General features: G+C 68.1%; 11 protein-coding genes and 1 pseudogene. 7 read left to right on the top strand and 5 right to left on the bottom strand.

Features of this window, described 5'->3' with window-relative positions; translation table 11 throughout:
* Positions 1-245: 245 nt before the first annotated feature.
* Positions 246-1,058: an MFS transporter gene (locus IE260_RS02165; protein ID WP_229880349.1), complete on the top strand. Its 813-nt coding sequence runs from the start codon at positions 246-248 to the stop codon at positions 1,056-1,058.
* Here IE260_RS02165 and IE260_RS02160 read toward each other — a convergent pair.
* Positions 973-1,977: a helix-turn-helix domain-containing protein gene (locus IE260_RS02160; protein ID WP_189868675.1), complete on the bottom strand. Its 1,005-nt coding sequence runs from the start codon at positions 1,975-1,977 to the stop codon at positions 973-975. The genes IE260_RS02165 and IE260_RS02160 overlap by 86 nt on opposite strands.
* A 103-nt stretch (positions 1,978-2,080) precedes the next feature.
* Positions 2,081-4,924, bottom strand: coding sequence for a helix-turn-helix transcriptional regulator (locus tag IE260_RS02155; RefSeq protein ID WP_189868674.1), 2,844 nt, complete (start codon positions 4,922-4,924; stop codon positions 2,081-2,083).
* A gap of 508 nt (positions 4,925-5,432) precedes the next feature.
* Here IE260_RS02155 and IE260_RS02150 point away from each other — a divergent pair.
* Positions 5,433-5,630: a hypothetical protein gene (locus IE260_RS02150; protein WP_189868673.1), complete on the top strand. Its 198-nt coding sequence runs from the start codon at positions 5,433-5,435 to the stop codon at positions 5,628-5,630.
* Between the two features lie 610 nt (positions 5,631-6,240).
* Here the strand turns inward: IE260_RS02150 and IE260_RS02145 are convergent.
* The 3 genes and pseudogenes from IE260_RS02145 to IE260_RS02140 form a co-directional block, all read right to left on the bottom strand.
* Entirely contained in the window at positions 6,241-6,516 is a 276-nt protein-coding gene (locus IE260_RS02145) for a WhiB family transcriptional regulator (protein WP_189868672.1), read from the bottom strand.
* A gap of 243 nt (positions 6,517-6,759) precedes the next feature.
* A pseudogene (locus IE260_RS42975) lies at positions 6,760-6,909 on the bottom strand (5,10-methylene tetrahydromethanopterin reductase); the annotation flags it as partial.
* A gap of 22 nt (positions 6,910-6,931) precedes the next feature.
* Positions 6,932-7,360, bottom strand: a complete 429-nt coding sequence (locus IE260_RS02140; RefSeq protein WP_189868712.1) for an SsgA family sporulation/cell division regulator — start codon at positions 7,358-7,360, stop codon at positions 6,932-6,934.
* A gap of 328 nt (positions 7,361-7,688) precedes the next feature.
* On the opposite strand from IE260_RS02140, the gene IE260_RS02135 reads away from it, so the two are divergent.
* The 5 genes from IE260_RS02135 to IE260_RS02115 all read left to right on the top strand — a co-directional run bounded on the left by IE260_RS02135 (position 7,689) and on the right by IE260_RS02115 (position 13,073).
* Positions 7,689-8,126, top strand: a complete 438-nt coding sequence (locus tag IE260_RS02135) for a universal stress protein (RefSeq protein WP_189868671.1) — start codon at positions 7,689-7,691, stop codon at positions 8,124-8,126.
* Between the two features lie 312 nt (positions 8,127-8,438).
* Complete coding sequence (locus tag IE260_RS02130) at positions 8,439-10,181, top strand: pyruvate dehydrogenase (protein ID WP_189868670.1); 1,743 nt, start codon at positions 8,439-8,441, stop codon at positions 10,179-10,181.
* A gap of 81 nt (positions 10,182-10,262) precedes the next feature.
* Positions 10,263-11,138: an alpha/beta fold hydrolase gene (locus tag IE260_RS02125; RefSeq protein ID WP_189868669.1), complete on the top strand. Its 876-nt coding sequence runs from the start codon at positions 10,263-10,265 to the stop codon at positions 11,136-11,138.
* A gap of 280 nt (positions 11,139-11,418) precedes the next feature.
* A complete protein-coding gene (locus IE260_RS02120; RefSeq protein ID WP_189868668.1) occupies positions 11,419-12,144 on the top strand; it encodes an alpha/beta fold hydrolase in 726 nt (241 codons plus the stop codon).
* 74 nt (positions 12,145-12,218) lie between these two features.
* Entirely contained in the window at positions 12,219-13,073 is an 855-nt protein-coding gene (locus IE260_RS02115; RefSeq protein WP_189868667.1) for an alpha/beta fold hydrolase, read from the top strand.
* Positions 13,074-13,130: the final 57 nt, after the last annotated feature.

The following is a 13,130-nucleotide window of genomic DNA, read 5'->3' as shown; positions in this document are numbered from 1 at the left end:
ACCTCAGCAGCCACACACCGCCTGTCCGCCTCCGCCCCCGCCTGGACCAGGCCCCCCTCATGAGGACCACGGAGGAGCGGGTTGGGTGCCGTGCTCGTCGTCTCGGGTGCGGCACCGCACTGCCGAGGCCGGCGGCGGCCATCCAGCCCGAGCTCGTGGAGCGCGGGCAACCGGGGCGGCGGCCGCCCTGGGCACCGTGAACATCAACCTGGCCCGCCGCCGGGTGCCCCGCCCTCGGCGGCGCGGTGGTCGCCGCGGCGGGCGCAGGCCGGGTCTTCGCCTTCAACGCCCTGTCCTGTCCGGGCATCGCGGCGGTACTGCTGCTGTGGCGATGGCCGACGATGCCCCGGACCATCACCCGGGGCGGACAACTCATGGCGGCTGTGTGGGTCGGCAGACGCTACCTCCGGCACGCTCCCGGCGTCCGCCGTGTCCTGCAGCGCACGGCCCTGTTCATCCCGGGCGGAGCGGCGCTCCGGTCGCTGCTTCCCCTCGGCGCCGGCCGTTCCCCGGACCTCGGGTCGGGCGGACACGGGCTCACACTGAGGCCGTCGGTGTCGGTGTGGCGGGCGGCGCCGTCGCCCTGCCCGCTGTCCGGCACAGGGGGCCTGGCCGGACCGGTGTGCCGTCCACCCTCAACGCCGCCCCGCAGCAGCGGCTCCCGGCTGGGTCAGAGGCCGGGGACTCGCCGTCTGCCTCGTGGTATTCCAGGGCGGGCAGGCACTGACAACCTCTGCTGGCCGGCGCGGCCTGCCGGTGGGCGGTGCACTGAGCCTGCTCCGCTGCCGTTGAACAACGCCGAGGGGTCGTTCCACCGTTCGGCCCCTGGTGTTCGAACCCAGGCCGGCCGACGGTCTGGTGCCTGTGTCCATCACGTACCGGATCGCCCCGAGCATCGGGCTGCCGTCACGGGACCGCATGAGACACCTGCCAGGACGGCGCGGGCCCTGAACGGTTCATCACGCGGACCCGTCATCGGGCCGCCTCCGGTGAGGGCTGCTGAGACTTGCGCCACTCACTGGGGGACATACCGTAGGCGGCTCGAAACGACCTGCTGAAGTGGGCGGCACTGGCGAAACCACGCTGATGTGCCACCGCGGCAATCGTGAGGCCCTTCATCTGGTGGCGCAGCAGATCACGCCGGCAGGCCTCCAGGCGCTGCTGCAGGATCCAGCGGCTCACGGTGATGCCTTCGGCCTGGAACAGCTTGTGCAGATAACGCAGTGAGATGTGGTGGGCGCGCGCAATCTGCGCAGGGGAGAGTGCCGGATCCGCGAGCTTCTCGTCGATGAATGACTGAACCCTCAGCAACAGGGTCTGGGGCTTCTCCTGCGCCTGCGCCCTCGTCCTGCCAAGCCACTCATCGGCCAGCGTCCCGAGCAGGTCCGCCGCGTTGAGGGCCATCAGCTCCTGGATGTGGGGCGGGAACGCCGCCGCATCGTCCACGAGCCCGGTGATGAAGGGGGACAGCAGCCCGCCGAGCGAGGAGTCGGGCCCGAAAGGGGCAGCCGTGATCTGGTTCACCTCGGGATCGCGCAAGCCCAGCATCCCCCGGGGCAGCACGAGGGACTTGATGCGGAAGGACTGGGGAAGATCCAGTCGGACGGGGCGAGTCGTGTTGTAGACGAAGATGTCCCCCGGCTGGATCTGCCCCTCCCGCCCGTCCTGCTCCACCCGGGCGATGCCTGTCTCCAGGAGTTTGAGGACGACGCACTCCTCCTCGCCTTCTCCGGCAGCAGGGCGGCGGGTGCGACGGAGGGCCATGCCGTCGCCTTCCACGGTCACCGCCCGGAGCCGGCCGAGGGAAGCCGTACGGACGGTGCCGGAGTACGCGTCGGTAGGCACGGAGATGTCCACCTTCCCGAACGCTTGGGACAGAGCTTGTCGCCAGTAGCTCCGCCTTTCCTGAGTGGGAACCAATTCGGTGGTGTAGATGCTTTCGCGTACGCCGCCGTGGGCAGTCGTGTCAGTCGTCATGAGAGTCGTTCCCCCCTTTCCCTCAGATCCTGGCTGCCGGCAGTGCGACTGCGCGTCGCACGACAGCGACAGATCTTGAGAGAAGACGTGGGATACGAAGCGACTACTCTGCGTGTTGGCGTGTGATGGCCAGCTGCGTCAGCTCGGCACGGGAGGTGATGTCGAGCTTGGCGAACGCATGCCGCAGGTGTGAGCTGACGGTGTGCGGTGACAGCCCCAGGCGTTCCGCGGCCTCTCGGTTGGTCAGCCCCTGCGCGACGAGACGGATGACCGCTACCTCGGACGGGGTCAGCTCCGGCCAGACCGTAGCGGACTTCTTCGATGAGGTTCGCCGTCGAGGCGCCCCCACGACCCGGAGCTGACGGCGGACACGCGCTGCGTCCCGTTCGGCGCCCGCTTCGATGTACAGGTTGAGTGCCGCATCAAGATGGGGCACAGCTTCGGCGGCGCGGCGTATGGCCAGTTTTCGACCCGCGTCTTCGAGCGCGGAGGCCCGGGGGAGCAGCCGAGGAATGCCGTCGTACAGCTCGACAGCGCGCAGAAGCAGCGCGAGATCATTGTCGAGCAGGCCCCGGGAATGAGCGGCGACAGCTTCGAGGATCGGAAAATCGCGATTACTGGCCGCTCGGCGCTCAGCGATGGAGACAGCCGCAGCAGCACGTTCCCCCGCTCCCGCCCGCAGCGCCATGCGAACGAAGACAGGCGCGTCAGCCGGATCATCGGGACTGGCCAGGGAAGGGCCTGTCAGCTCGAACGTGCTGAAGGACTCGTCCAGAAGTTCCATGGCGCGGTCAGGACGTCCTTCATCGTCCGCGACCAGGGCGAGCATCCAGGAGCCGACGTTGCGGACAAGAACCGCCGGGTCGTCGACCATGTGCTTCGCCTGCGCGGTGTAGGCCCGGACCGCCTCCCGGTCGTTGGTGTGCAGGGCGACACGCAGCAGTGTGTACAGAGCCGTCGCGTCGGCGAAGTTCCCCATGCCCAACTCGTCCGCTATCGCCGCGGTGGCCTCGGCTTCTGCCCGCGCGTCCTCCAGGAGGCCGGCGTCGAACAGGACACGGGAACGGTTACTCATCCACAGGCCCATGGCCGCGGCCTGCCCCTGCCTCTGGGTCTCTCGGATTCCCGCTTCGGACTCCGCGAGCGCCTCGGCCGTCATACCCGCCGCGTTGAACAGGAATGCTTTCCAGAGAGCCTCCGGGACCCACAGTGAATGGGCGAAGCCCACCTCGGTCGCCAGAGACGCCGCTCGGTCGGCCAGCTCGAAGGCCTTCTGCCAGTCCATGCGGTAAAATTGCACCACGGAGTCGACAGCGATCGCGGTGGCCTGAGCGGCTTTGTCATGGGCCTGTGCCGCCGCATCGAGTGCGTCGGCGACGGCTCGGGCGGTCGCCTCGAAGTCGCCGATCATCGACAGGTTGAGGCATCTCAGCGCCAGCAGCTGGGCGCGCAAGCCGGGTGAGATTCCACGAAGCTCAGAGCCGATACGTGCCTGCGCGGCAGCTTCAGTGAAGTCGTACTGGCTGGACATGCGCGCCAGACCGAGTCGCAGCTGCGCTTCCGCCTCCGGTCGCATGCTCCCCGGCAGCACGGCGGCGGCAAGCGATCGAGCCTCTGACGCCTGACCCGTCTGCCACAACAGCAGCATCGTTTCCGCAACGATCGCCGGATGCTCCGGTGAGGAGGCGGCGGTCAGCTCCAGCGCCCGGTGGCTGAGCTGCTGAGCCGATGACGGTGCGGACGCGGACAGTTCTGCCGCGGCGGCCCTCAGCAGTTCCACGGCTCGGCGGTCACCGGCTTCGGCGGTGTCCAGGAGCAGAGCGGCTGCTTCCGTCACCGGGGCGCCACGTTCCAGCAGGGCGTCAGCGGCATGACGCCGCACAGCGCGGCGTACCGACATCGGAAGGCTGCTTTCGACGGCCTCGCGGAACAGGTCATGGCGAAACAGCAGCCGTTCGTTGCGTTCGACGAACAGATGAGAGTCGAGTGCCTCCTGCACCGGCGCTATCAGCGTCGCCGTCGGCTTGCCCAGCAGTTCGGCCAGGAGTCCGATGGTGACGGTCCGGCCGACCGCCGACGCGGTCTGGACGACCTCACGGGTGGGCGGGGCGAGCCGGTCGAGAGTGAGACGCACGGAGGCCTGGAAACGGGCGGGCAGGTCCTCACCGGCCAGACGCGCGACATTGCCTTCGATGACCACTGAGTGCTCGTCGCGCATACTGCGCAGCAATTCGACCAGCAGCAGTGGCACGCCCTCTGCCCGACGGGCCGCCTTCAGCGTCCCGGAATCGGGGACGGCTTCCAGAACGTCCTGTGTGATCTCGGCGACAGCGCTGTCCGCGAGCGGACCGAGTTCCAGCCGGCGGCCGCCGAGCTGTTCGAGCTGGTCCAACGTCGCGCGGACACCAGGCACGCCGGCATTGCTGCGGACAGCCAGCAGCCACAGGATCGCGTGGGACGACAGCCGGACCGAGAGCGTGCGCAGGGCGAGGAGCGTGACGTCGTCCAGCCACTGAACGTCGTCCAGCGCGATGACCAGAGGGGTGTCGAGCGCTGCCCGTTCCAGCCGGTCCTGCAGCTCCTGCAACAGCCAGAATCGCTGCTCCGGTGCGGTCGCCAGATCGCGCAGCTTCTCGACGTCGAACAAGGTCCCGGTGCCCGTCAGGAGACCGTCCAGCAACGGTCCCAAGGGGATGAACTGGCCATCGGGGTCGGCGCCGCCCTGGAAAACCCTCAGTCTGTGGCGCGTCGCCATGGTCTGCGCCTCCGTGAGGAGACGGCTCTTGCCGCTGCCAGGAGACCCTTCTATGCACACGACGCCGCCCTGTCCTCGTGCCAGCGCGGCGAACCGTGCGTCGAGGAAGGCCAACTCCTCGTCCCGACCCCGTATCGGTGGCTCGCTGCCACCGATACGGGCCGGCGTCAACGGCTGCTGAAAGCGTTCCAACGTAGTCCTCTACGCTAAGAAGGGCAATGATCGTGAGTGCACAATCGGACAGGCACAGCATGCCATGCCTGGAGAGTTCTTGTCCGAAGGATTGGGCTCTTGTCCTTCAAGCCGCCCACGAGACGCTCGAGGACCCGGCAGAGGGGAACCGTGGGTTGTATCAGTGCAGGTCACAGGCGTGGAAGTCCCCGTTTCGTCCCGGCGTCCGGGGTGCTGACCCCCCGATCGTTAACGCGCCTGGCGTGATGGGTCGGGGCGCTCGTCATCGCAATGAAAGATAAGCAGGTGTGCCCGGCCGCCCTGTCGTCTTGCCCCAGAGGGAACTCGCCGTGCAGTACGCGCCCGTGTCGCGGACTGGTCGGAGCCGTGGAGCGCGGCCGGGAGGCAGCAGGTGCAGTCGGTGGCCCTCGGCCACACCTGGCTGGCTGCCGGATTCCGCTCGGCCCCTGCAGGGCCTGCATCAGACCCACATTCAGCCGAGGGGGAGCTGAACACACAGGGAGCTGCTGTGCCGCAGGTCGTCGTCATCTCCGCGTGGGACGTGCCGCTGGGCGGCCCTCGAGCGCTGTCGGTGGGGCGTGCGCGGACGCTGATCGGCACCTGGAGCTTCGCGGATCATCACAGGCCTGACGACTTCACCTGGACCGGCGGCATGGTCGTTGCACCATCCGTCCATCGGCCTTGCGGCTCGGTGAACTCGATCTGATGACCGGCTCGGCCTTGCGGAACGGGGCTGGCGGGGCGTCGGACACGACAGGCTGATCCCGACGAACGACACGCAACGCCCGGTTCAGGCAGCGGTTGAGCGGAACTCCTTACAGGAACCGGTCGACATGTGGTGGAACTCCATCGGCCGCAGCCACGAAGACATCGTCTACGACGGTGCCCATCATGCCACCATCGCCTTCCCCGAAAGAACCCGGCAGGCGCGTTGAGAGGCACACCACGACACACCCGCTACCGCGCCGACGATGGAACGAGCCGACGACAAGCGTTCGCCCGACAAGGCTTGGCCTCCAACTCGTACCGCAAAGATCAGCGGTCGCCGAGGAGTCTCCGCACGAGGATGGCCCAGTCGATCCATGTGTCGTCCACGTCAGCCGAGCTGAGTCGGCACTGCCACGCAGCAATTCCGGACGGTCTGTGCAGCCCCGGTTGCACAGGGCCGGTGCGAGGGACTGTCGAGCACTGCTGTCACCAAGTTGGTCGTGACAGTCGCGGCGATGACGTCGCTTGGTGTTCGTACGCCCTCGTCCGGGAGCGGGTGGGAGCTCCGGCATATGAGCGGAGCGCGGCCGAGCAGGGGATCGGTACCTTTACTTTCGGTTCCTCACGGGGGCCGCAGCACGGCGCTCGGTCTCGGTATGTCCGCCCCAAATTCCGTAGTACTGCTGCGACGCCTGAGCGAAGCGAGCGCATGGATCACTGACGGGGCAGCTACGGCAGATTTCTCGTGCCGCTTCCTCCCGCCGCCGGCGCGCTGGGCCACGCTCACCGGCAGGCGAGAAGAAGACCGAGCTGTCCATGCCGCGGCACGCGGCGTCGGCTTGCCATTCCCAGTCCTCCAAAAGCGGCCTCGTCCGAGTCTTCATCGGTCTCTCCTTCCATACGGCAGCGTTACAGCCTTGTGGTGGGATACGCCTGTTTACGGCTGGGGAGCTGGTCCGGCGCGGCGAAATGCTGCGGGTAGGGCACTGGTGCAGGACTCTGCCCTGCGGGTTCCCGGCCGACGCGTTGCATCAGGGCCACCAGTTCTCCTGCTGCCCGTGCGATGCACCCGTTCAGTCCTTCGGCGCCCCGGCCCCTGGAGGCGGCGTACACGCCGCCGGTGAGGGCGTCGGGGCCGGTGACGCTGACGGCGGGTTGTGGTGCTCACCGGTCGCGAAGACGTCGAGGCCGACCTCCTCGGCCTTCAGCACGATGGCGACCATGCATGCTCGGGGCGGTGTCCTTCTGGGCACCAGGGACTCCCCTCGATCTTGCATTCGTCAGGGCATCGGGCTCTGCTCAGAGGCTTCGCCCCATGAGCACAGTTATGGCGCCGTCGACATCCAGGTGATCACTTTCAGTTCCGAGAGGGACCAGGGCGAAGGCCTGCTGAAGAAATGCATCCACCTCCGCGGCAGCCAGCTCGATGAGTGCCGTGCCGGCCAAATTGCTCAGAACGATGCGTATGGAGTGTGGATGGTGGCAGTATCTGGGAATCACCATGACATCGCCGGGGCCAGCAGGACGTCTCAAGCCCTCAGCGAGCAGTTCACGGGCAAAGGTCCAGGTCGTGAGTGGCCCGGTCGACGGCCCGAGGGAGAGTCGGACGGCATAGGGGTCAGTGACCCTGTAATGCAATTCCGCCCGCAGGGGCAACGGCGGCGGCCCCTTCGGAGCGCTCACGTGTGCCGTCGTTTGGCACGTGACGGTACTGAGGTGCTGTTCCATCATGCCCCCCGAATAATGCAGAAACGTAATTTCTTACCCGTAAACCCTATGGTCCGGTGACTTGGGGGCTTGCCGAGGAACGCACGGAGCGTTGCCCAGGGAAGTACTTCTGTCTCGCTTGCGCCCGCATGAGCGGCGATGCCGGTATCCACTGATCCACGAGGAAGCTCAGGTGCGGTAGCTGTACGCCTGATGCCGGCTCAGACGCCTCACGCTTGAGCGCAGGCCCTCTGCGGAACACAGCAGCACCACCGGTTGTTCAGGACGATGCTCGATCGTCCCTCAGGGGTCTTGAGCTCCAGGCGTGTCTTGAAAGGAAAGAAAGATCATGTTTCAGCGCATTCTCGTCGCAGTCGATCCCAGCCCCGCCCGCCACTCCGTCATCGGCCTGGCCGGTGACATGGCACGACTGACCGGGGCCAAGGTCAGTGTTCTGCACGTCGCTCCTTCCACCGCAACGATTGCCGCCGTGGTCTCCCTGGAGGACGACGCCGAAGCCAAGGGCATCCTTGATGAGGCCCTCGCCCGCCTGCGTGACGCAGGTGTCGAGGCCGAGGGCACCGTGGTCGACGCGCTGACGACTCAGATAGCCACCACCATCTCCTCCGCCGCCGAGGAGTGGGAGGCCGACCTTCTGATCCTCAGCCCTCACCATCGCGGATCGCTCGAAGCGCTCATCAACCCCCGGGTCAGTGACGCCGTCGCTCACACCAGCCGTATAGCCGTACTTCTGGCGCCTGAGCACGAGTCCGGTAACGAGCACTGATTCGAGCGCCATTGGGCACGCCGTGCGGCTCGTGTCACCACCTGCCGACCTCCGCAGGCCGCCTGCGCCGCACTGGACGTCACACCCAGGGTGCGACCCGCATCCACGGGTCGCACCCGCACGGTCGCTTCCGGGCCGCTGCCCAGCTGCGGCACGCCCGCCGGGTCGACCACGCCCCGCAGACGAAGCCGCTTCCTCCGAGTCACGACCGGTGCGCTGCCGGGCTCCGAGCGGTGCACGGAGAAGCAACTGGCCCGCCCGGCGTCTCCGTAGCCTGGCCACGGCCCCGTGAGCGACCAGTTGAGGAGCACCATGGCCGTACAGTCCGTAGCCGAGCAGTACGTCGAGCTCCTGGCCCGCGCCGGCGTGCGCCGCATCTATGGGGTGGTCGGTGACAGCCTGAACCCCGTCGTCGACGCGGTCAGACGGCACGACGCTCTGGACTGGATCCAGGTTCGTCACGAGGAAGTCGCAGCCTTCGCCGCCGGCGCCGAAGCCCAGTTGACGGGCAAGCTCGCCGCGTGCGCGGGGTCGTGCGGACCGGGCAACCTGCACTTGATCAACGGCCTGTTCGACGCGCACCGTTCCATGGCACCTGTGCTCGCCCTGGCCGCGCAGATCCCGAGCGGCGAGATCGGCACCGGCTACTTCCAAGAGACCCACCCCGACCGGCTGTTCGAGGAGTGCAGTCATTACTCGGAACAGATCTCCTCACCCCGGCAGATGCCGCGGGTGGTCCAGACGGCGATCCAGCACGCGGTCGGCCGACGCGGTGTCTCCGTGGTGGCTCTGCCCGGCGACGTCGCCGCCGAGGACTCCCCAGGTGACGGGGTACAACTCACCATGCCGCTGGACCGACCCGCGATCAGGCCGGCCGACGAGGAACTGACGCGGCTCACCGAAATGGTGGACGCCGCACAGAAGATCACCGTGTTCTGCGGCCGCGGTGTCGCCGGAGCCCACGCCGAGGTGATGGCGTTCGCCGAGAAGGTCAAGGCTCCCGTGGGTCACGCGCTCCGCGGCAAGGAGCACATCCAGTACGACAACCCGTACGACGTGGGCATGTCCGGCCTGCTGGGCTACGGCGCCGCCTACGAGGCGATGCACGAGTGCGATCTGCTGCTGCTCCTCGGTACGGACTTCCCGTACACGGATTTCCTGCCCCGCCACGTGCGGACCGTTCAGATCGACGTGCAGCCGGAACGGCTGGGACGGCGCACGCAGTTGGACTTCGCCGTGTGGGGGGACGTCCGCGAGACGCTCCGGTGCCTGATCCCTGCCGTACGGGACAAGCCGTCGCGCCGGTTCCTCGACCGCATGCTGCACCGGCACGCCCACGCCCTGGAGGGCGCCGTCAGTGCCTACACCAGCAGAGTGGACCACCACACCCCGATCCATCCGGAGTACGTGGCATCCGTGCTCGACGAGGAGGCGGCCGACGACGCGGTGTTCACCGTGGACACCGGTATGTGCTGCGTGTGGGCAGCCCGCTATCTGACGCCGAACGGCCGACGTCGCATCCTCGGCTCCTTCGTCCACGGTTCCATGGCCAACGCGCTGCCGCAGGCCATCGGTGCACAGTTCCTCGACCGCTCTCGTCAGGTGGTGTCGCTCTCCGGCGACGGCGGCTTCTCGATGCTGATGGGTGACTTCCTGACACTCGTTCACCACGACCTGCCCGTGAAGGTTGTTGTCTTCAACAACTCCTCGCTGGGCATGGTCGACCTGGAGATGATGGTCGACGGACTGCCACCGCACGGCACCGACTACCCACCCACCGACTTCGCGGCCATCGCCACCGCGGCCGGCGCACGCGGCATCCGGGTCGAGAAGCCCACGCAGGTGCGAGAAGCCCTGCGGGAAGCGTTCGCCCATGACGGCCCGGCACTGGTCGACGTGGTCACCGACCCCAACGCCCTCGCGCTCCCGCCGAAGATCACCACCGAGCAGGTCACCGGTTTCGCGCTCTCGGCGAGCCGCACCGTCCTCACAGGCGGCGTCGGACGCATGATCGACCTTGCCCGGGCAAACCTCCGCAACATTCCGCGTCCGTGACCGCACACGATCCGGCGGCCCTCTCCTCGCGCGGAGGCGCACCCCCTCTGTCCACTCCCTTTGATCCGAACGGGCATCGCCATGTCAGACCTGACAGGTATCACACACCACACAGCCGTACTCAACGGAATCAAGCAGCACTGGGTCACAGCGGGCCAGGGACCCCCCGTCTACCTGCTGCACGGTTTCCCTGAGACCTGGTACGGCTGGCGCAAGCAGATACCCGTGCTGGCGGAGCGGTTCACCGTCGTCGCACCGGATCTGCGCGGCTACGGCGACACGGACAAACCCGCATCCGGCTACGACAAGCGGACCATGGCCAACGACGTCGTCGCACTGATGGACCACCTCGGGCACGAGCGGATCGTCGTGGTCGGCCACGACCGCGGAGCCCGTGTCGGCACCCGGTTCGCCAAGGACCACCCCGAGCGCATCGACCGGTTCGTGGCCATGGACAACATCCCCACCCGGATCATCGCCGAGACCTACGACGTGGCCCTCGCCCGGCAGGGCTACTGGTTCTTCACCTTCCTCGGTGTACCCGACCTTCCCGAGGCGCTGATCGCCGGCCGCGAGGAGACCTGGCTCACCCACTTCTACCGCAGCTGGTCCTACAACCCGGACATGCTCACCCCCGACGAGATCGCGGTCTACGTGCGCGCCTACCAACAGCCCGGGGCCGTGCGAGGTTCCTGCATGGACTACCGCGCGGCGCCCCAGGACGTCGCCCAGGACCAGGAGGACGCCGACCGGCTCATCGAGTGCCCCGTGCTCACCCTGTGGGGCGAGGACTTCAGTGCCGTGGGACAGGCCTACGACGTCCTCGACGTGTGGAAGGGGATCGCCCGCGACGTCCGCGGAGTGCCGATCCCCCAGTGCGGCCACCTGTGCCAGGAGGAGCGGCCCGACGTCGTCAACCGCGAACTCCTGGACTTCCTCAGCGACTGGAACGGCTGACATAGGTCACCGGTGAGCACGGAAAGTCCACAATCAGGGCACTGACGGGCAAACACATCACGCCGATCCTCAGTAAGGTTCCTTTCGTACCAGCAACATCGAGCTCGGCGCGCTCCACGAAGGGCGTCGAACAGGCCGATCGCCCAGCCGGGGCGGCCTGACCCCACGCCGCCACCGAGCGCCGAGCAGTACCCGAAACCCCGGCGAGCGGACGACCGTCGCCGTCTGCGCCGACAGACCGCCTCGCGCACCTGCCATCACCCTCAGAGGGAGTTCTCTCATGTCCCGTTCCCCCAAGCCGACCGTCGTCCTCATCCACGGCGCGTTCGCCGATGCCTCCAGCTTCGCGCAGGTGATCCCGCGGCTGATCGCCCGCGGTCTGGACGTGGTCGCCCCGGCCGTCCCCAACCGCAGCCTGATCGGCGACGCCGCCTACATCGCCTCGATCGTCCGCCAGATACCGGGCGACGTCATCCTGGTCGGCCACTCCTACGGTGGCGCCGTCATCACGGTCGCGGGCACCGAGGACAACGTGAAGGGACTGGTCTACCTCGCCGGTTACGCCCTCGAGAAGGGCGAGAGCCTCGGCGAGCTGCAGGGCCGTTTCCCGGACTCCGACCTCGCTGCCGCGCTCGTCTACACCCCCTTCCCGATCGAGGGTTCGAGCGAGACCGGCACCGATGTGACGGTCCAGCCCGACAAGTTCCCCGCCATCTTCGCCGCCGACGTCGACTCCCGCCTCGCCGAGGTCCTCGCCGTCTCCCAGCGCCCGCTCGCGGCCCAGGCCTTCGCCGACGCGGCCCCGGCCGCCGCATGGAAGACCAAGCCGTCCTGGGGCCTGGTCGCCTCCTCCGACCACACCATCAACCCGGACGTGGAGCGTTACGGCTACCAGCGGGCCGGCATGAAGACCGTGGAGGTCGACTCCTCCCACCTGGTGATGCTCTCCCACCCCGAGCGCGTCGTCGAGCTGATCGAGGAAGCCGTCCAGGCGACTTCGGCCTGAGCCACCGGCTGTCGGCCACACCCGCCCATCCGGCCACGACGGAAACGACCCTCCCCTCCCTCGGAGAGCAATCCATGAACTCACCCATCTCGCGCCGCACCGTGACAGCGTCTCTCCTGGCCGGTGCTGCTGCGCTGAGCACCGCAGGCGTCGCGTACTCCGGGCCGGCGGCGGCAGCCGACCACCCGCGCAGACCGCACGAGCGGCGGGACACACCCACCATCGTCCTGATCCACGGAGCGTTCGCCGACGCCTCCAGTTGGAGCGGAGTGATCGAGCGCCTCCAGCGGCACGGTCACCGCGTTCTGGCACCGGCCCTGCCCCTGCGTGGCCTGGCGAGCGACTCCGCCTACATCCGCAGCGTCCTGGACAGCATCACCGGCCCGATCGTGCTGGTGGGGCACTCCTACGGCGGAGCGGTCATCAGCCAGGCCGCGGCCGACGCCCCGCACGTCAAGGCCCTGGTCTACATCGCCGCCTTCGTGCCCGAAGTCGGGGAGAGCGCGCTCCAGCTCACCGACAAGTTCCCCGGCAGCACCCTGGGACAGGCCACCGCCACTCAGTACTACCCGCTGCCCGATGGCGGACAGGGGGAGGAACTGGTCATCAAGAAGGACCTCTTCCGCCAGCAGTTCGCGGCGGGCGTCCCCGTCGGGACCGCCCAGGTCATGGCCGCGGGGCAGCGACCGATCACCCTCGCCGCGCTCCAGGAACCCGCCACGGCCGCCGCCTGGAAGAAGATCCCCAGCTGGTACCTCGTCGCAACCGAGGATCGCAACATTCCGCCGACCGCCGAGCGGTGGATGGCCAAGCGCGCCCGGGCTCACACCGTCACCGTCCGCGCCCCGCACGCCGTGTCCGTGAGCGACCCCGGGCCCGTCACCGACCTGATCCTGCGCGCCACCCGTTCCGTTCGCTCCGGTCACTGACGCGGGCCGGACATTCCTTTCCGCCCGGACAACGACGTCCCACCGGTGGACAGCGCC

The sequence above is a fragment of the Streptomyces viridiviolaceus genome (genome assembly GCF_014650995.1).
Taxonomy (GTDB): Bacteria; Actinomycetota; Actinomycetes; order Streptomycetales; family Streptomycetaceae; genus Streptomyces; species Streptomyces viridiviolaceus.
This window is presented reverse-complemented; position numbering and strand designations above follow the sequence as displayed.

What these genes read in the sequence shown, in the direction of transcription:
- IE260_RS02160 (WP_189868675.1), bottom strand. Translation starts at nt 1,977, where the DNA reads ATGACGACTGACACGACTGCCCACGGCGGCGTACGCGAAAGCATCTAC.
- IE260_RS02145 (WP_189868672.1), bottom strand. Translation starts at nt 6,516, where the DNA reads ATGAAGACTCGGACGAGGCCGCTTTTGGAGGACTGGGAATGGCAAGCC.
- IE260_RS02140 (WP_189868712.1), bottom strand. Translation starts at nt 7,360, where the DNA reads ATGGAACAGCACCTCAGTACCGTCACGTGCCAAACGACGGCACACGTG.
- IE260_RS02135 (WP_189868671.1), top strand. Translation starts at nt 7,689, where the DNA reads ATGTTTCAGCGCATTCTCGTCGCAGTCGATCCCAGCCCCGCCCGCCAC.
- IE260_RS02130 (WP_189868670.1), top strand. Translation starts at nt 8,439, where the DNA reads ATGGCCGTACAGTCCGTAGCCGAGCAGTACGTCGAGCTCCTGGCCCGC.
- IE260_RS02125 (WP_189868669.1), top strand. Translation starts at nt 10,263, where the DNA reads ATGTCAGACCTGACAGGTATCACACACCACACAGCCGTACTCAACGGA.
- IE260_RS02120 (WP_189868668.1), top strand. Translation starts at nt 11,419, where the DNA reads ATGTCCCGTTCCCCCAAGCCGACCGTCGTCCTCATCCACGGCGCGTTC.
- IE260_RS02115 (WP_189868667.1), top strand. Translation starts at nt 12,219, where the DNA reads ATGAACTCACCCATCTCGCGCCGCACCGTGACAGCGTCTCTCCTGGCC.